Origin of the sequence: Streptomyces cadmiisoli (assembly GCF_003261055.1) — a bacterium.
GTDB lineage: Bacteria > Actinomycetota > Actinomycetes > Streptomycetales > Streptomycetaceae > Streptomyces > Streptomyces cadmiisoli.
In genome coordinates this window covers 7,522,245-7,540,918 of sequence record NZ_CP030073.1, presented here as the reverse complement: position 1 = coordinate 7,540,918, position 18,674 = coordinate 7,522,245, and the positions used below count along the sequence as shown (strand labels likewise).

The 18,674-nt window shown below is 71.9% G+C and carries 15 protein-coding genes; 11 read left to right on the top strand and 4 right to left on the bottom strand.

Annotation, left to right across the window (positions count from 1 at the left end):
- Positions 1-63: 63 nt before the first annotated feature.
- Positions 64-870: an SDR family oxidoreductase gene (locus DN051_RS33250; RefSeq protein ID WP_199314735.1), complete on the top strand. Its 807-nt coding sequence runs from the start codon at positions 64-66 to the stop codon at positions 868-870.
- A gap of 53 nt (positions 871-923) precedes the next feature.
- Here the strand turns inward: DN051_RS33250 and DN051_RS33245 are convergent, their stop codons facing one another.
- Positions 924-2,051, bottom strand: a complete 1,128-nt coding sequence (locus DN051_RS33245; RefSeq protein ID WP_246040683.1) for a PP2C family protein-serine/threonine phosphatase — start codon at positions 2,049-2,051, stop codon at positions 924-926.
- 212 nt (positions 2,052-2,263) lie between these two features.
- Here DN051_RS33245 and DN051_RS33240 point away from each other — a divergent pair, with 212 nt between their 5' ends.
- Complete coding sequence (locus DN051_RS33240) at positions 2,264-4,999, top strand: SpoIIE family protein phosphatase (protein WP_079000559.1); 2,736 nt, start codon at positions 2,264-2,266, stop codon at positions 4,997-4,999.
- A gap of 69 nt (positions 5,000-5,068) precedes the next feature.
- On the opposite strand, the gene DN051_RS33235 is transcribed toward DN051_RS33240, so the two are convergent.
- Positions 5,069-5,497: a secondary thiamine-phosphate synthase enzyme YjbQ gene (locus DN051_RS33235; RefSeq protein WP_053757567.1), complete on the bottom strand. Its 429-nt coding sequence runs from the start codon at positions 5,495-5,497 to the stop codon at positions 5,069-5,071.
- Positions 5,498-5,666: 169 nt separating this feature from the next.
- On the opposite strand from DN051_RS33235, the gene DN051_RS47875 reads away from it, so the two are divergent.
- From DN051_RS47875 to DN051_RS33210, 6 genes are all read left to right on the top strand, one after another.
- A complete protein-coding gene (locus tag DN051_RS47875) occupies positions 5,667-5,750 on the top strand; it encodes a putative leader peptide (protein ID WP_349817350.1) in 84 nt (27 codons plus the stop codon).
- A 152-nt stretch (positions 5,751-5,902) separates the two neighbouring features.
- A complete protein-coding gene (locus DN051_RS33230) occupies positions 5,903-6,805 on the top strand; it encodes an ABC transporter permease (protein ID WP_053757568.1) in 903 nt (300 codons plus the stop codon).
- Entirely contained in the window at positions 6,778-7,527 is a 750-nt protein-coding gene (locus tag DN051_RS33225; protein ID WP_112440355.1) for an ABC transporter ATP-binding protein, read from the top strand. Before DN051_RS33230 ends, DN051_RS33225 begins: the two co-directional genes overlap by 28 nt.
- A gap of 52 nt (positions 7,528-7,579) precedes the next feature.
- Entirely contained in the window at positions 7,580-8,611 is a 1,032-nt protein-coding gene (locus tag DN051_RS33220; RefSeq protein ID WP_199314734.1) for an ABC transporter substrate-binding protein, read from the top strand.
- 1 nt (position 8,612) lies between these two features.
- Entirely contained in the window at positions 8,613-9,767 is a 1,155-nt protein-coding gene (locus tag DN051_RS33215; RefSeq protein ID WP_112440351.1) for an LLM class flavin-dependent oxidoreductase, read from the top strand.
- 175 nt (positions 9,768-9,942) lie between these two features.
- A complete protein-coding gene (locus tag DN051_RS33210; protein ID WP_053757572.1) occupies positions 9,943-11,022 on the top strand; it encodes an NAD(P)-binding domain-containing protein in 1,080 nt (359 codons plus the stop codon).
- Positions 11,023-11,070: 48 nt separating this feature from the next.
- Here DN051_RS33210 and mltG read toward each other — a convergent pair whose 3' ends face one another.
- Entirely contained in the window at positions 11,071-11,916 is an 846-nt protein-coding gene (mltG, locus tag DN051_RS33205) for an endolytic transglycosylase MltG (protein WP_112440349.1), read from the bottom strand.
- Between the two features lie 43 nt (positions 11,917-11,959).
- Positions 11,960-13,762, bottom strand: a complete 1,803-nt coding sequence (locus DN051_RS33200) for an ABC transporter ATP-binding protein (RefSeq protein WP_112440347.1) — start codon at positions 13,760-13,762, stop codon at positions 11,960-11,962.
- A 119-nt stretch (positions 13,763-13,881) separates the two neighbouring features.
- Between DN051_RS33200 and DN051_RS33195 the strand changes: the two genes are divergently transcribed.
- The 3 genes from DN051_RS33195 to DN051_RS33185 all read left to right on the top strand — a co-directional run bounded on the left by DN051_RS33195 (position 13,882) and on the right by DN051_RS33185 (position 18,639).
- Positions 13,882-14,331: a MarR family winged helix-turn-helix transcriptional regulator gene (locus tag DN051_RS33195; RefSeq protein ID WP_112440345.1), complete on the top strand. Its 450-nt coding sequence runs from the start codon at positions 13,882-13,884 to the stop codon at positions 14,329-14,331.
- Positions 14,332-14,734: 403 nt separating this feature from the next.
- Positions 14,735-16,765, top strand: coding sequence for an ABC transporter transmembrane domain-containing protein (locus DN051_RS33190; RefSeq protein ID WP_112440343.1), 2,031 nt, complete (start codon positions 14,735-14,737; stop codon positions 16,763-16,765).
- The gene (locus DN051_RS33185; protein ID WP_112440341.1) at positions 16,762-18,639 is read left to right on the top strand and encodes an ABC transporter ATP-binding protein; all 1,878 of its coding nucleotides are present in this window, start codon (positions 16,762-16,764) and stop codon (positions 18,637-18,639) included. The genes DN051_RS33190 and DN051_RS33185 overlap by 4 nt, the downstream gene beginning before the upstream one ends.
- Positions 18,640-18,674 lie beyond the last annotated feature (35 nt).

Sequence of the window (18,674 nt, the reverse complement as noted above, 5' to 3'; positions counted from 1 at the left end):
TCGGAGCGATCCCCCCACACCGAAGGGAGCAGGTCCGACCCGATCGGGCGGCACCGTCCACCATTGAACGAACAGTGCACACACCACTTCCCCGACGACATCCGCCCCCGGCACCGGCTGCACGGCAAGGTCGCCCTGGTGACGGGTGCCAGTTCCGGCATCGGCGAGGCCAGCGCCAAGGCACTGGCCGCCCAGGGCGCGGCCGTGGTGCTGGCCGCGCGCAGGCCCGCGGACCTTGAGCGGGTCGCCGGGCAGATCACCGACGCCGGGGGCACGGCGCTGTGCGTACGCGCCGATGTCACCGTCGACGAGGACATGGCCGCCGCGGTCAGGGCCGGCGAGGAACACTTCGGCGGCCTCGACATCGCCTTCAACAACGCCGGATCGCTCGGCACCCCGGGACTGCTCGCCGAGCAGAAGCCCGAGGCCTGGGCCGAGGACCTCGGCAGGGTGCTCACCAGTGTGTTCCTGTCCATGCGGCACGAGATCCCCGCCCTGCAGCGCAGAGGCGGCGGGGTGATCGTGAACAACGCCTCACAGCTCGGCGTCGTCGGGTTCGGTGCCGGGATCAGTTCCTATGTGGCCGGCAAGCACGGGGTGGTCGGCCTGACGAAGGCGGCGGCGCTGGAGTACGCCCGGCAGAACATCCGGGTCAACGCCCTGGCGCTTGCGTCGGTGGACACACCGATGTACCGCGCCACCGTCGCGGACAGCCCCGGAACGGCGCACCGGTTCAACGGCCTGCATCCCCTCGGCCGTATCGCCACCGCCGAGGAGGCCGCCTCGGCGGTGGTCTACCTCGCCGGGGACGAGGCGGGCTTCTTCACCGGCTCGGTGCTGGTGATGGACGGCGGATGGACCGCCCAGTGACGAGAGCGGGCCTGCCCGGCGACCCCGCCGGGTTCGCTGCCGCTGCGCCTCGGTCACTCGTCGATCGGCCGGCCTCCCCGGCCCAGGGCGTTCGGGAACCGTACGGCGAGCGCCGCGATGTCGTCGTCGAGTCTTCCGCCGCTGTGCTGGAGCAGGTCATGGTGCAGCCGGTCGAGCAACGCGCCGGGGGGTTGCGGGCTCTGCCGCCGCATCCAGTCGGGCAGCGGGAAGAACTCGCCGGCGCGGTCCCGGGTCTCCGTTACGCCGTCCGTGTAGAGCAGCAGTTGGTCGCCCGGAGCGAACATGATGGTGTCGACGCAGTAGCGGTCGCCGACGAGCGCGGCGAGGTTGAGGGGCGGCGAGGGCACCGTGGGCTCCAGGACACGGAGCTTCCCGCGGTGCACCAGCAGCGGTGGGGGGTGCCCGCAGTTGAGGAGCCGTACCTGGCCGCCGCCGTGCGGGATCTCGGCGATGAGGGCGGTGGCGAAGCGCTCCGGGAGGTCCTGCCCGGGGAACGCGGCACTGTGGCGCGCGATGCTGGTCTCGAGCCGATCGATGATGCTCCGGAGGTCGGGCTCGTCGTACGCGGCCTCCCGGAAACAGCTGATCACCGCGGAGGCCGCGCCCACCGCGGACAGGCCCTTGCCCCGCACGTCGCCGATGAGCAGCCGTACCCCGTACGGTGTGCCGACCGCCTCGTAGAAGTCGCCGCCGATCCGGGCCTGCTCCTGGGCGGCCACGTACAGCGATTCGATCTCGACGCTCTCGATGCGGCGCGGCAGGGGACGCAGCAGGACCCGTTGGGCCGCGTCGGCGACCAGCCGGACCTGGAGGAGGATCTCCTCGCGCTGGAGTCGTACGTGGCTCGCGTAGGCCGCCGCCAGGGTGACGGCGACGATCGCGGCGGCGGTGTACTGCGTCCCCAGGTCGGGGTAGACGAAACCGAGGCCGATCATGACCACCAGGCAGAACATCCCCAGCAGGACCGTCGGCAGCACGGGCCACATCGCGGCGGCCAGGGCGGGAGCGGCGGGCAGCAGACGGCTGATGGCGATCTCCCTCGGCGTGGAGAAGGCCAGACCGGTGATGAGGACGGTGATGATCACCGGTGACAGCCGGGCAAATGCCCACCGACCGCCGTAGGGGGAACGGCGGGGCCGCAGCCACCCGGACATGATCACAAAATGCATCATATCGACCAAAACGAGGAACTATCACCGAGGGAGCATGCACCCCGCACCGGGGGCCGGCCTCCCGAACCGGGGCCGCCGGTCCCGCCCCCCGCAAGGACGCGGCGGGCGTCGCGGGCCGGGCGGTCGCCGGAGGCGGAGCCGGGGCACCACACGGCGCATGCTCCGTGGCCGCCCGGGATCACCAGTGCTAGAAAGGTCTTATGGCGAGTCGTTTCGCCGGTTTTCAGAACATATCGCTGAGGTCACTGGTGGGCAGGAGCCCGCGAAGCGTTGCGGGCCAGGTTTTCCTCCTCCAGGTGGTCGTGGTGGTCCTGCTCGTGGCCTGCGGCGTCCTCGCTCTGGTCGTGCAGTCGAAACGGGACACCACCGCCGAGGCCGAGCGCCGCTCCCTGGCCGTGGCGGAGACCTTCGCACACTCACCCGGTGTCCTGGCCGCGCTCCAGAGTCCCGACCCGACCAAGATCCTCCAGCCGCTCACCGAGGCCGGGCGCAAGGCCGCCGGGGTCGACTTCATCGTGGTCATGGACACCAACGGCATCCGGTACACCCACCCCCTGCCGAACCAGATCGGCAAACGGTTCGTCGGGCGGATCGGGCCGTCGCTGCGCGGGCAGGTCTACACGGAGAGCGTCGTGGGCCCGCTCGGCCGGGAGGTGCAGACCACGGTCCCCGTCAAGGACGCCGACGGGAAGGTGGTGGGCCTCGTCTCGGCGGGCCTGAAGGTCCGCAACGTGGCCAGTCAGGTGGAACGCCAGCTGCCGATCATCCTCGGCGCGGGCGCGGGCGCCCTGCTGCTGGCCACCGGCGGTATGGCCCTGGTCGGCAGACGGCTGCAACGGCAGACCCACAGCCTGGCGCCCGAAGAGATGACCCGTATGTACGAACACCACGACACGGTGTTGCACTCCGTGCGTGAAGGGGTCCTCATCATCGGTGCCGACGGGCGGCTGCTGCTGGCCAACGACGAGGCGCGACGGCTGCTGGACCTGCCTCCCGACGCCGAGGGAAGGCATGTGACGCAGCTGCCGTCGCTGGAGCCCGAGACGGTGGCGCTGCTGGTCTCGGGGCGCGAGGCCACCGACGAGGTGCACGCCGCAGGAGAACGGCTGCTCGCCGTCAACCAGCGGCCCACGGACCACGCCGCGGGCCCCGGGGGAACGGTGGTCACGCTGCGCGACTCCACCGAGCTCCAGGCGGTGACCGGCCGGGCGGAGGTCGCGCGGGAGCGCCTCAACCTGCTGTACGACGCCGGACTGTGCATCGGCACCACCCTCGACGTGGCCCGCACGGCCGACGAACTCGCCCACGTCGCCGTACCCCGGTTCGCCGACTTCGCCACCGTGGACCTGGCCGACGCCGTGCTGCACGGCGACGAGCCCGCCCCCACGGCGACGGGCATACGGCGCACCGCCGTCTGCGGCGTCCGCGACGATCACCCGCTCTACGAGAAGGACCGGCTGATCGACTTTCTGCCCTCCACCCCCCAGGCGCACGGCTACGGCACCGGCCGCCCCGAACTGGTGGCCGACCTGTCGACCGCCGCGGGCTGGCACGCGCAGGACCCGGTCCGCACCAGAGAGATCATGGACTACGGCATCCATTCCCTGGTCGCCGCGCCGATCCGGGCCCGGGGTGCCGTGCTCGGCATGGCCAACTTCTGGCGGGCCGAGAACCGCGCCCCCTTCGACGACGAGGACCTGGCGCTGGCCGAGGAGCTGGTGGCGCGCGCCGCGATCAGCATCGACAACGCCCGCCGGTACACCCGCGAGCACGCCCTGGCGGTCACCCTCCAGCGCAGCCTGCTGCCGCGGGCCCTGCCCGAGCAGAGCGCCCTGGAGGTCGGCTACCGCTACCTCCCCGCCCAGTCGGGGGTCAGTGGCGACTGGTTCGACGTGATCCCGCTGCCGGGCGGCCGCGTCGCGCTGGTCGTCGGCGATGTGGTCGGCCACGGTCTGCACGCCGCCGCCACGATGGGCCGCCTGCGGACCGCGGTGCACAACTTCTCCACGCTCGACCTCCCGCCCGACGAGCTGCTCGGCCATCTGGACGACCTGGTCGGCCGTATCGACCAGGAGGAGACCGACACGGAGAGCGCCGCGGGAATCCTGGGGGCCACCTGCCTGTACGCGATCTACGACCCGGTGACCCGCAGCTGCGCCATGGCACGCGCGGGCCACCCGGCACCCGCGCTGGTCCACCCCGACGGGAGCGTCACCTTCGCCGACCTGCCGGCCGGACCGCCGCTCGGCCTCGGCGGCACCCCGTTCCAGACCACCGAGCTGGAACTCACCGACGGCACCCAGATCGTCCTGTACACGGACGGTCTCATCGAGGACCGCTCCCGCGATCTGGACGTGGGGATGGAGATGCTGCGCGAGGCTCTGGCGGGCGCTCCCGACCGACCGCCCGACGAGAGCTGCCAGGCCGCGCTGGACGCGCTGCTGTCCGGGCGGCCGGGGGACGACGTCGCCCTGCTCGTAGCGCGCACCCGGGCGCTGCCGCCGGACCAGGTCGTGGACTGGGACGTCCCGCCCGAGCCCGCCGCCGTGTCGGGCATGCGCGACGCCGTGTCCGAGAAGCTGGACGAGTGGGGCCTGACCGAGCTCGGCTTCAGCGTCGAACTGGTCCTGAGCGAGCTGATCACCAACGCGATCCGGCACGGCTCGGAACCGATCCATGTGCGGCTGATCCGCGACCGCACCCTGATCTGCGAGGTGTCCGACGGCAGCAGCACCTCGCCGCATCTTCGCTATGCCGCGACCATGGACGAGGGCGGCCGGGGTCTGTTCCTGGTGTCGCAGATGGCCGAACGCTGGGGCACCCGGTACACACCCCAGGGCAAGGTGATCTGGGCCGAGCAGGCCCTCCCGGCGACCCTCCCGGAACTCGGCCCGCCACCGGCCGGCCCGGACGCCGCACCCGACAACGGGACCTGACACCCGCAGACACCGGCGAAGAGCGTCTCCCGAAGGGTGCGTCCTCCGCCCCGCCGTCGCTCCCCGGTGTCACGAACCCCCGAGGAAGCTCAGCCGCACCTGCCGATCGGGGTTGTCCCGGTTCGTGTCCACCAGGCACACCGACTGCCACGTCCCGAGTTCCAGCCGTCCGGCGACCACGGGCAGGGTCGCGTGCGGGGGTACGAGCGCGGGCAGGACGTGGTCGCGGCCGTGGCCCGGACTGCCGTGCCGGTGCTGCCAGCGGTCGTCGGCGGGCAGCAGGGTGTGCAGGGCGGTGAGGAGGTCGTCGTCGCTGCCGGCGCCCGTCTCGATGATCGCGATGCCGGCGGTGGCGTGCGGGACGAAGACGTTGAGCAGGCCGTCGCGGCCTGCGGCGGCCTGCCGCAGGAAGGCCTCGCAGTCACGGGTGAGGTCGACGACCGTCTCCGCGGAGCCTGAGGCGACGTGCAGAACCCGGGTGGTGAACGCATCTGACATGCCCCCATCCTGACCCATCGGCAGCCCTCGCGGCCGGACCGGGCGCGCTGGGCGCCGGGCTCCGGTCGGCCCTTGGGTCCGGACCGGGCACGCTCGGCCCCACGCCCCGGGGTCCATTCCGCGAGATGCCCGTTGACCTCGGCCTCACCCTCTCGCTACGTTCAGCCGCATGTTGCGTTCAGCCCTGCTCACCACGCGCGGTCACATCGACCTGCTGCGGGTGGCCTCCGCCGCGTGTCGCCGCGGCTGCTGACGCCTTCTCACCTCTCTTCGACGCCTTCCTCCGGCCTGCCCGCCGTGTGTCCGGGATGACCTGAACGTCCAGGGCGGCGGCGGTGTCGACGCACCTCTGCGTTCCGCCCCGGACGTCCCCCGCGTTCCCCTTCGTTCCACCGTGGAGCACTCATGAGCATCAGTCATGCCCCACCCGACTCTCCCAAGCCCGATATATCCGGCATTTCGGTGACCAAGGCCACGGGGGGCGACACCACCGACCCGCCCCCCGCCGGCCTCGAACGCCTCGTCCCCGCCTCCGCCCGCCGTACCCGCGTCCCCCGCTGGCTGCGCCGCACCACCGGCCCGCTCCTGCTGCTCGCCCTGTGGCAACTGCTCTCCTCGACGGGCGCGTTGACGGCCGAGGTGCTCGCCTCGCCCGGCCGGATCGCCGAGGTCGCCGGCGATCTGTTCGCGGACGGCTCGCTGCCCGCCGCCATGGGCACCTCGCTCCAGCGCGTCGCCGCGGGGCTGCTCCTCGGCACCCTCATCGGCACCGGACTCGCCCTCCTCTCCGGGCTGTTCCGGGTCGGCGAGGACCTGGTGGACGCCTCGGTGCAGATGCTGCGGACCGTGCCGTTCGTCGGCCTCATCCCCTTGTTCATCATCTGGTTCGGCATCGGCGAGGCCCCCAAGGTCGCCGTCATCACACTCGGCGTGACGTTCCCGCTCTACCTCAACGTGTACGCCGGGATCCGCGGCGTGGACGCCCGGCTCATCGAGGCCGGGGAGTCCCTCGGACTGTCCCGCCGGGGGCTCGTGCGGCACGTGGTCCTGCCGGGCGCGCTGCCCGGAGCGCTGACCGGGCTGCGCTACTCGCTCGGCATCGCCTGGCTGGCGCTCGTCTTCGCCGAGCAGATCAACGCGGACGCCGGCATCGGCTTCCTCATGGTCCAGGCACGCGACTTCCTGCGCACCGACGTGATCGTGGTCTGCCTGATCGTCTACGCCTTCCTCGGCCTGCTCGCCGACTTCGTGGTCCGCTCTCTCGAAAGGCTGCTGCTGCAATGGCGACCGACGTTCACCGGACGGTGAGCACCACCTCCCGGGCGCAGGCCGTGCACGTCGAGGGGCTGTCCCGCTCGTTCGACGGCCGGGCGGTCATCGACGGCCTCCGACTCGACGTCCGGCCGGGCGAGTTCGTCGCCCTGCTCGGTCGCAGCGGCTGCGGCAAGTCCACACTGCTGCGCATCCTCGCGGGCCTCGACCGCGACATCGAGGGCACCGTCCTGGTTCCGCGCCGCAAGGCCGTCGCGTTCCAGGCGCCCCGTCTGATGCCGTGGAAGAAGGTGTGGCGCAACGTGGTGCTCGGGCTGCCCGGAAAGCCCCAACGGGCCCTCGCGGAACGGGCGTTGGCCGAGGTGGGTCTGGGTGGTCGCGCGACCGCCTGGCCCAGGACCCTGTCCGGCGGCGAGGCCCAGCGCGCCTCGCTGGCCCGCGCCCTGGTCCGGGAACCCGATCTGCTGCTGCTCGACGAGCCGTTCGGCGCGCTCGACGCGCTCACCCGCATCAAGGCCCAGCGGCTGGTGGGCGAGTTGTGGCAGCGGCGCGGCTGCGCGGTGCTGCTCGTCACGCACGACGTCGAGGAGGCCGTACTTCTCGCCGACCGGGTCCTCGTGATGGACGACGGCGTGATCGCGCACGAGCAGCCCGTCGACCTGGAACGTCCGCGCGACCTGACCGATCCCCGGTTCGCGCGGCTGCGTGCCCGACTGCTGCAACGTCTCGGCGTCGACCCGACCGCCGAAGAGGCCTGACTTCCCCTCGTCCCCGACTCAGCTCGCCCTTTCGCACATGAACGGACAACGCATGCGACGACGCCTCATTTCCGCCGCCCTGCTCCTGCCCCTCGCCTTCCTGGCCACCGCCTGCGGCGGTGACTCGGCGGCGCAGACGTCGACCGGCGACGGCACCGACGGCAAGGGCTCCCTCACGCTCGACGTCGGCGACCAGAAGGGCGGTTCCGAAGCCGTGCTGCGGGCCGCCGGGGAACTCGACGACCTGGACTACAAGATCAAGTGGTCCACCTTCAGCTCCGGACCGCCTCTGCTGGAGGCGGTGAACGCCAAGGCCGTCGACATCGGCGGCGTCGGCAACACCCCACCGGTGTTCGCGGCCGGCGCCGGTTCGCGGATCACCGTGGTGGCGGCCTGGCACGGCACCTCCAAGGGCGACGCCATCCTCGTGCCGAACGGCTCGAAGCTGACGAAACCCGAGCAGCTGAAGGGCAAGTCCGTGGCCGTGGCGCAGGGTTCGTCCGCGCACTACCAACTGGTCGCCTCCCTGAAGAAGGCCGGCCTCGCACTCGGCGACATCGAACCGAAGTACCTCCAGCCCGCCGACGCGCTGGCCGCGTTCACCAGCGGCAAGGTGGACGCGTGGGCGGTCTGGGACCCGTACACCTCACAGGTTCTCCACGCCGACCAGGGCCGGGTCCTGACCACCGGCGACGGCGTGACCAACGGTCTCACCTTCCAGGTGGCGGCTCCGGACGCGCTGCGGGACGAGAAGAAGGCGGCGGCCGTCGAGGACTACCTGGAACGGCTCAGGCGCGCCCAGGACTGGGTCTTCGAGCATCCGGAGGAGTGGGCGAAGGTGTGGGCCGAGGACACCGGGCTGCCCTACGAGGTCGCGCTCGCCTCGGTGAAGCGCACCAACGCCTCCCGCGTCGCGGTCGCCGTGGACGAGCCGCTCGTCCGATCCGAGCAGGAGATCGCGGACACCTTCGCCGAGCTGAAGCTGATCCCTCGCACCGTCGACTTCTCCCGGTACGTGGACGACCGCTTCAACAGCGACCTGCCCCCGTCCACGTCCGCGCCCCGCGTCCGCAAGGAGTCCTGACATGACCGTTCGTCTCCACTGGTTCCTGCCGACGGGCGGCGACGGCCGCACCCTCGTCGACCGGCACGCCTACGCCCGCAACGACGCCGGCGCGGCCCGCTTGGTCGGCGGGGTCCGCCCGCCCGACCTCGGGTATCTCACCCAGATCGCCAAGGCCGCCGAGCAGTTGGGCTTCGAGGCGGTGCTGACACCCACCGGCACCTGGTGCGAGGACGCCTGGCTGACGACCGTGGCCCTGGCCCAGCACACCGAGCGGCTGAAGTTCCTGGTGGCGTTCCGCCCCGGGGTGATCTCGCCGACGCTCGCGGCGCAGATGGCGGCGACCTACCAGCGGCTGACCGGCGGCCGGCTGCTGCTGAACGTCGTCACCGGCGGCGACTCCGCCGAGCAGCGCCGCTTCGGCGACCACCTCGACCACGACCGCCGCTACGCCCGTACCGACGAGTTCCTGTCGGTCGTCCGCGGTGTGTGGCAGGGCCGGCCGTACGACTTCCGCGGCGAGCACTACGACGTCGAGGGCGGGCTCACCGCGCTGCCGCCGGACCCGGTGCCGCAGTTGTTCTTCGGCGGGTCGTCCGCGGCGGCCGGGCCGGTCGCTGCGCGGCACTCCGACGTGTATCTGACCTGGGGCGAACCGCCCGCGCAGGTCGCGGAGAAGATCGGCTGGATCCGCTCGCTGGCCCGACGGGAGGGCCGTACGGTCCGGTTCGGCGTGCGGGTGCACACCGTCTCGCGCGACACCTCGGACGAAGCCTGGGCGGTCGCGCACCGGTTGCTGGACGATCTGGACGCCGACACGATCGCGGCCGCGCAGGCGGCGCTCGGGCGCAGCGAGTCGGTGGGGCAGCAGCGGATGCTGGCGCTGCACGGGGGCTCCCGGGAGCAGCTGGAGATCTACCCGAACCTGTGGGCAGGCGTCGGCCTGGTCCGCGGTGGCGCCGGTACGGCGCTGGTCGGCAGTCACGCCGAGGTCGCGGACCGGATCGCGGAGTACCACGCGCTGGGTGTCGAGCACTTCGTGCTGTCCGGCTATCCGCATCTGGAGGAGGCCTACTGGTTCGGGGAGGGTGTGATTCCCGAGCTGGCGGCCCGCGGTCTGCTGGAGGGGGCGGCCGAGGCTCCGGGGGCGCCGCTGCTCGTCGCGGGCGGGCGCTGAGGACCCGGGCGGGGCTGAGTATGCGGGCGGGGTTCTGAGCTCGCGTGCCGGTGCTGAGGACGCGGGCGGGCGCTGCGCGCACGTGCCGGTGCTGAGGACGCGGGCGGGCGCTGCGCGCACGTGCCGGTGCTGAGCACTCGGGAAGATCCACGACCTCGCCGCTGTTGGTCAAAACGTGAACAACACGCGCGAGGTCGAGGTGGTCGTCATAGGCGCCGGTCAGGCCGGACTGGCCGGTGCCTATCACCTGCGGCGGACCGGATTCGAGCCGGACCGCGACTTCGTGGTGCTCGACCACTCCCCCGGTCCGGGCGGCGCCTGGCAGTTCCGGTGGCCGACGCTCACCTACGGCAAGGTCCACGGGATGCACGCGCTGCCCGGTATGGAACTGACCGGTGCCGATCCCGCGCGGCCTTCGTCGGAGGTGATCTCCGAGTACTTCGCCGCGTACGAGGAGACCTTCGACCTTCGTGTGCGCCGCCCGGTCGACGTGCGGGCCGTGCGGAACGGCCCGGACGGTCGCCTGCTCGTCGAGACCTCGGACGGGGACTGGGCCACCCGGGCACTGATCAACGCGACCGGCACCTGGGACCGGCCGTTCTGGCCCCGCTACCCCGGTCAGGAGACGTTCGGCGGGTGGCAGTTGCACACCGCGCAGTACCCAGGGCCGGAACGGTTCGCGGGGCTGCGGGTCGTCGTGGTCGGCGGCGGCACCTCCGGGACGCAGCATCTGCTGGAGATCGCCCCCCGCGCCGCGGCCACCACCTGGGTGACCCGCCGGCCGCCGGTCTTCCACGAGGGGCCGTTCGACGAGAACGCCGGCCGCGCGGCGGTCGCGCTCGTGGAGGAGAGGGTGCGGCAGGGACTGCCGCCGAAGAGTGTGGTGTCCGTCACAGGGCTGCCGCTCAACGACGCGGTCCGGCAGGGGCTGGCGGACGGGACGCTCGACCGGCACCCGATGTTCGACCGGATCGTCCCGGACGGGGTGGAGTGGAGCGACGGCCGCCATGTACCCGCGGACGTCATCCTCTGGGCGACCGGATTCCGGGCCGCCGTCGACCATCTGGCGCCACTGCGGCTGCGCGAGCCGGGCGGCGGGATCCGGGTGGAGGGCACGCGCGCGGTCGCCGACCCGCGGATCCACCTCGTCGGCTACGGCCCCTCGGCCAGCACCATCGGCGCGAACCGGGCCGGCGGGGCGGCCGTACGGGACATCAAGCGCCTGCTGGCCGAGCAGGACCCGGTCGCCGCCTGACGACCCGTCGGGTCACCGCGTCCCTCCGCCCGGGGGTGCACCGTCGGGTCACCGCGTGGGCGACGGGACGGCCGTCCGCTGGTTCGCGTTGAACTCGGCGACGTTGCGCTGGTGCTCGGCATAGTCCGCCGAGAAGCGGGTGTCGCCCGGCTTGACCGTGACGAAGTACAGCCAGTTGCCCGGGACGGGATTGATCGCGGCGCGCATCGCGGCCTCGCCCGGGTTGTCGATGGGCGTCGGTGGCAGACCCATGCGCTGGTACGAGTTGTAGGGGCTCTCGATGCGGGTGTCGCTCAGCGTCGTCTTCAGCGTGGTGCGGCCCAGGGCGTAGTTGATGGTGGAGTCCATCTGGAGCGGCATGCCGCGTTCCAGCCGGTTGAAGACCACCCGCGCGACCATCCCCATGTCCGCCTTCGTCGAGGCCTCGGCCTGGACGATGCTGGCGATGGTGATCGCCTGGTAGAGGTTCATCGCGTTGCGCTGAGCGCCCGCGGCGATCGGCGCCCCGTTGAACTTCCGGTTGGCGGTGTCGACCATCGACTTCAGCAACTGCTCCGGGCGGGACTTCTCCGTCAGCGGATAGGTCGCCGGATAGAGGTAGCCCTCCGGGTTTCCCTCGGCGTCGCCCGGCAGTTTCAGGTGGGCGTTGGGGACGGCTCTCTTGGCGGTTCCCGGGGTCAGTTCCAGGGCCCTGTCGACGGCGGCGAAGACCTGCGAGGCACGCCAGCCCTCGGGGATCACCAGCGAGGTGGGCCTGGCCTCCTTCTCACGGCCGACGGTCAGCAGCGGCACGGCCACCGCGGTACCGGCGACAACGGCTCCCAGCCCGATGAGGGCCGCACGGCCCTTGCGTGTCAGTCGAATCCTGCTCCGCGGCGGAATGTTCATCTGCATGCGGGCACGGTAACCCGCATATCATGACAAACCCCGCATATCTTCATCTTGTCGGCTCCAGTCGGGCGTCCCTGCGGACCAGTGCCGCATACCGGCCGTCGAGTTCCAACAGCTCCTCGTGCGTGCCCCGTTCGACGACCCGGCCGGCGTCCAGGACCACGATCTGGTCCGCACCCCGAATGGTGGACAGGCGGTGGGCGATGGTGAGCGTGGTCCGGTCGGCGGACAGCGCGTCGATGGCTTCCTGGACGGCGCGTTCGGTGCGGTTGTCCAGGGCGCTGGTCGCCTCGTCGAGGATGAGCACCGGCGGATCGCGCAGGATCGTGCGGGCGATGGCCAGGCGCTGCTTCTCCCCGCCCGAGAAGCGGTGGCCGCGCTCGCCGACGACCGTGTCGTAGCCGTCGGGAAGGGCGGCGATGTGGTCGTGGATCTGCGCCGCGCGGGCCGCCGCGTGCAGTTCCTCGTCGGTCGCGTCGGGCTTGGCGAACCGGAGGTTGTCGGCGACCGAGGCGTGGAAGAGGTACGTCTCCTGGGAGACGACGCCCACCGCCCGTGCGAGGGTGTCGAAGTCCAGGTCGCGCACGTCGAATCCGTCGAGGGTGACCCGGCCGTCCGTCACGTCGTACAGCCGCGGGACCAGGTAGCCCAGCGTGGACTTGCCCGAGCCGGTCGACCCGACGATCGCGAGGCTGCCGCCGGCCGGGACGGTGACGTCGATGCCGTCGAGGACGGGACCGCTCTCGGTGTCGTAGTGGAAGGCGACGCCGTCGAGACGGACCTCGCCCTTGACCCGGTCGAGGTGCACGGGCCGCTCGCGTTCGGTGATGTCGACGGGCAGGTCGAGGTACTCGAAGATGCGCTGGAACAGGGCCAGCGAGGTCTGGATCTGGACGCCGGTGCCGAGCAGGCTGACCGCCGGGCGGAACAGGCCCTGCTGGAGCGAGACGAACGCAACGATCGTGCCGATGGAGACACCGGGGCCACCCACGTGCAGGGTGAGACCGGCCGTCCAGTAGATGACGGCGGGCATGGCCGCCATGACGATGGTGATGACCGCCATCCGCCAGCGGCCGGCCATGTTGGACCGCACCTCCAGGTCCACCAGCCGCTCCGATTCCCCGGCGAAGGACCGCGTCAGCGAATCGGCTCGGCCCATGGTCCGGCCGAGCAGGATGCCGCTGACCGACAGCGACTCGGTGACGGTCGCCGCCATGGCCGCCATCTGCTTCTGGCGCTGGGTGGTGATCTTCCTGCGTTCGTCGCCGACCCGGCGGCTGATCCACACGAAGGCCGGCAGCAGGAGCAGCGAGACGACGGTCAGGCGCCAGTCCAGGGCCAGCATCGCGACGATCGTCGCGACGACGCTGGTGAAGTTGGAGACCAGAGAGGTGGCCGTGGAGGTCACGGTGGCCTGCATACCGCCGATGTCGTTGGCGATCCGGGACTGGACCTCGCCCGTGCGGGTGCGGGTGAAGAAGGCCAGCGACATGCGCTGGAGACGGCCGTAGACGGCGGTGCGCAGATCGTGCATCACACGCTGGCCGACCGTCGTCGAGATCAGGGTCTGCAGGACCCCGAAGACGCTGCTCAGCACGGCACTGAGGATCATGCCCAGGGCCAGCAGGGTGAGCAGGCCGGTGCGCCCCTGGGGGATCGCGACGTCGAGGATCGCCTTCAGCAGGAACGGCGTGGCGACCGACACGAGCGACGAGGCGCCGACGAGCAGCCCGACAACGGCGAGCCGCCCCCGGTAGGGGCGGAAGAGTTTCAGGATGCGGCGCACCTGCCTCGGCTGTTCCCCGGCGTCGGCGGGCGGGATCCAGGCGGCTTCGTGATCGGGTTTCATGGGCTCCTGCGGAGTGGCTCGGCAGACAGAGGCCGACGATGCGGGGCACCCTCGGCTTACTGAGCTTAGATCATTGTTACCTACGCTCACAATGAACGTGGTCCTGATATTGTTCCCGCATGACCACGCCCGACCCCGACGAACCGCTCGCCGAGCAGTTGCTGCGGCTCACCCGCCGGGTGCACCGGATCCAGAAACGCCATCTTCAGCAGCTTGCCCTCGGCATCACGCCGGCGCAGTCCCGGCTGCTGCGCACCCTCGCGCACTACGAGTCACCGCCCCGCATGGCCGACCTCGCCGAACGGCTGGAGGTCGTGCCCAGGGCCGTCACGACCCTGGTCGACGGGCTGGAGGCGAGCGGCAGGGTGCGCAGGGTTCCCGACCCGAGCAACCGCCGGGTGATCCGCATCGAGCTCACGGCCGACGGGCGCGAGGCACTGCGCGAGGTCCACGGAGCACGCCGGTCGGCGGCGGAGGAGATCCTCGGCCCCCTGACGGACCAGCAGCGGGAAGCGCTCGGCGGACTGCTCGACACCCTGGTCGACGGCGCGCCCGATCGGGCGTGCTGACGCCCGGCGACGGGGTTGAGGGGGGCCGAAGGGCTCAGTCGAGGGGCTGTGCGGAGGGCTGGACCGACGGCCGGGGACTGGGTTGAGGGCGGGGGGCTGGGTTGAGGTCAGGGGACTGGGTCGAGGTCGGGGGACTGGGCTGAGCAGTCAGCGGGCTGGGCCGAGGTCCGGGGGATGCGCGGCGTGGCGGTCGAGGCGTCGGCGGCGGGGGTGGCCTGGGTGAATCCGCCGGTAGCCGGTTCTGTGCGGTGCTGCGGAAAACCGCTTGCCTCCGACGGTGCCCTGACGCGAACCTTTCACGGCTTGTGCTTCTTCACGCCGTACGCGGCGCTCCGCCTCCCGCACCAGCGCTCCCTCACCACCAGCCACCCCTTCCACTCCTGATACGAGCCACTGGGACGTCATGCAGATCCAAGACCTTCCGTATCCCGACCCTGGTGTACCGGATGTGCGCTCGGGGCCGCGGTTCCTGTGGTGGCTCGGCCGCAATCAGCTGCGCGGCCAGCTCAAGGCACTGGCCTGGGGACTGCTTCACTTCATGGCCGTCTCCTCGCTCCCGTTCTGTGTGGGCTTCGCCGTTCAGGCCGTGGTCGACCGCTCCGGTGGACGACTCGCCGTAGCGGGCGGCCTGATGGCGCTTGCGTGCGCCGCCAACGCACTCGGCGACACGTTCCTGCACCGCACGGCCGTCACCAACTGGATCACGGCCGCCGCCCGCGTCCAGCAGTTGCTGGCCCGCAAGGCCGCGCAGCTGGGTTCGGTACTGACCCGGCGCGTCGCGGCGGGCGAGGTGGTCGCCGTGTCCACGGGCGACGTCGAGAAGATCGGCTGGTTCGTGGAGGCCGTGTCGCGCTTCACCGCGGCCGCCGTCACGATCGTGCTGGTCTGCGTCGGCCTGGTCGTCTACCAGCCCGCCCTCGGTGTGGTCGTCGCGGTGGGCCTGCCCGTGCTCGCGCTGGCGGTGCTGCCGCTGCTGCCGCGCGCGACCCACAGGGCGGACATCCAGCGCGAGAAGGCGGGCCACGCCACCGAACTGGCCTCCGACACCGTCGCCGGACTGCGGGTGCTGCGCGGCATCGGCGGCGAGGAACTCTTCCTCGACCGCTACCGGCGCGCCTCCCAGGAAGTCCGCCACGCCGCCGTCCGCAGCGCCCGTATGTGGTCGCTGATCGCGTCGATCCAGGTCCTGCTTCCGGGTCTGCTGCTGATCGCGGTCGTCTGGTACGGCGTGCACCTGGCCCGCCAGGGACGGATCACCGTGGGTGAGCTCGTCACCGTCTACAGCTCGGTCATGATCCTCACCTACCCTCTGCGGCACTTCGAAGAGATCGCGATGGCCTACTCCTTCTCCCGCCCCTCGGCCAAACGGGCGGCACGCGTGCTCTCGCTCCAACGTGCCACCCCCACGGAGGGCGAGCCGGGCGACACCGCCACCGAGGGCGAGCCCGGCGACACCCCGGCCGAGGGCGAGTCGAGCGACCAGGCTGTCCCGAACGCGCGCGAGGGCGGGTCCGCCGCGGCGGCGCGTGCGGTCACCACCGGCGAGAGCGGGCGCCCGGGCACAACCGCTCCGGCCGCGCCCGACGTCATCGCCGCCGGGGACGCGCGTGGGGCCGGGCTGCCCTCGGGCGACCTGTACGACCCCGCCACCGGCCTGCTCGCCCCGGCCGGCCGCCTCACCGCCGTGGTGTGCGGCGACCCGGACGCGGCGGGCCGGCTGGCGGAACGTCTCGGCGGGCACCCCTCGGAGCCGGGTACCTCGGTGCTGCTCGGCGGCGTCCCGCTGGACGGGCTGCCGCTCGACAGTGCGCGCGCGGCCGTCCTGGTCCAGGACAAGGACCCGGTGCTGCTGTCGGGCTCGCTTCGCGAACTGCTCGACGTACCCGCCTCGGGAGACGTCGGCGCCGAGGAGGCGCTGGCGGCCGCCCAGTGCGGTGACGTCCTCGATGCTCTCGTACAGGGCTCGGTCGACGCCGAAGACCCGATGGACGCCCGTGTCACCGAACGCGGACGGTCCCTCTCCGGGGGCCAGCGCCAGCGGCTCGCCCTGGCGAGGTCGCTGATCACGGACCCGGAGGTGCTCGTCCTGGACGAACCGACCTCGGCCGTCGACTCGCACACCGAGGCCCGGATCGCACAGGGCGTGCGCGATCTGCGGGCGGGCCGGACCACCGTCGTCCTCACGTCCTCGCCCCTGCTGCTGGACCGCGCGGACCGGGTCGTCCTCGTGCACGAGGGCGAGGTGGCGGCCGTCGGCGTGCACCGGGAACTGGTCCGCAAGGAACCCAGGTACCGGGCCGTGGTGACCCGCGAGACCGAGGACGAGGCCGCCCTGAGCGACGCACTGCACAAGCTGAACAAGCTCGACGAACTGAATGAGCTGAACAAGCTGGATGAACTGGACGAACTGGACGAGATCGAGGAGACCGCATGATCGGCGTGGCGCCACCGGCCTACGACCCGGCGGCCCCGACCACGGCGAACACCCTGCCCGTCGGCGCCCCCGCGACCGTCCGCGCCTACGTGACCGAGCTGTTCCGCAGGCACCGCCGTGCGTTCCTGCTCCTGATCACCGTCAACACGGTCTCCGTGGTCGCCTCGATGATCGGCCCCTACCTGCTGGGCGGGCTCGTCGAGCGGGTGTCCGACCGGGCACCCGAGCTGCACCTCGGCCTCACCGTGACGCTGTTCCTCCTCGCGCTGGTCGTCCAGGCCGTCTTCGTCCGCGAGGTGCGGCTGCGGGGCGCGATGCTCGGCGAGCGGATGCTGGCCGACCTGCGCGAGGACTTCCTCGTACGGTCGGTCGGACTGCCCCCGGGTGTCCTGGAACGGGCCGGCACGGGCGACCTCCTGTCCCGGATCACGACCGACGTCGACCGGCTCGCCAACGCCATGCGCGAAGCGGTGCCCCAGCTGGCGATCGGCGTGGTGTGGGTGGGCCTGCTGCTGGGCGGACTTGTGGTCACCGCGCCGCCGCTGGCGGCCGCCGTGCTGCTCGCCCTGCCGATCCTGGTGATCGGCTGCCGCTGGTACTTCCGGCGGGCGCCCTCCGCCTACCGCTCGGAGGCCGCCGGATACGCCGCCGTCGCCGCCGCGCTCGCGGAGACCGTGGACGCCGGGCGCACCGTCGAGGCACACCGCCTCGGCACGGACCGGGTCCGGCTCTCCGACCAGCGGGTCAGGGAGTGGACGGCGTGGGAACGCTACACACTCTGGCTGCGTTCGGTGCTCTTCCCGGTCATCAACGTCACCCACGTGACCGTGCTCGGCTCCGTCCTGATGGCGGGCGGCGTGTTGGTGCTCCAGGGATGGCTCACCGTGGGACAGCTGACCACGGGGGCGTTGATCGCCCAGATGCTCGTCGACCCGGTGGGACTGATCCTGCGCTGGTACGACGAGCTCCAGGTCGCCCAGGTGTCGCTGGCCCGGCTGGTCGGCGTCCGGGACGTCGAACCCGACACCGGTGACGACACGCTCGCTCCCGAGGGGCGCGACGTGCACGCCGACCGCGTGCACTTCGGCTACGTCGACGGAGTGGACGTACTGCGCAAGGTGTCCCTGGAGGTGCCTCCCGGGACACGGCTCGCACTGGTGGGACCTTCGGGCGCCGGCAAGTCCACACTGGGTCGGCTGCTCGCCGGGATCTACACCCCGCGGGACGGGCGGATCACCCTCGGCGGTGCGGAACTGTCCCGTATGACCGCGGAGCACGTCCGCTCCCACGTCGCTCTCGTCAACCAGGAGCACCATGTCTTCGTGGGCTCCTTGCGCGACAACCTGCTGCTCGCCCTCCCCCGGTCCGGGTCGCGCTCCGATGTGGAGAGCGCCGGGCACGGGGGCGGGGCGAACGCCGGGGAGCGGAAGGCCGACGGAATCGGTGAGCAGTCCCCCGAGGCCATCGACACGGAGCTGTGGGCGGCACTCCGGGCTGTGGACGCGGACGGCTGGGCTCGTGCGCTCGACGACGGCCTGGACACCGAGGTCGGCTCCGGCGGCCTGGCGCTCACTCCTGCCCAGGCCCAGCAGATCGCGCTGGCCCGGCTGGTACTGGCTGACCCGCACACGCTGGTCCTGGACGAGGCGACCTCCCTCCTCGACCCGAGAGCGGCACGTCATCTGGAACGGTCCCTCGCCCGCGTCCTCGACGGGCGCACGGTCGTGGCGATCGCCCACCGGCTGCACACCGCGCACGACGCGGACGTCATCGCCGTCGTCGAGGACGGCCGGATCAGCGAGCTGGGCAGCCACGCCGAGCTCGTCGCCGCGGACGGCGCGTACGCGGCCCTGTGGCGGTCCTGGCACGGCTGACAGTCCCGCAGCGCGGCCACGGCCCGGCGTGGCCG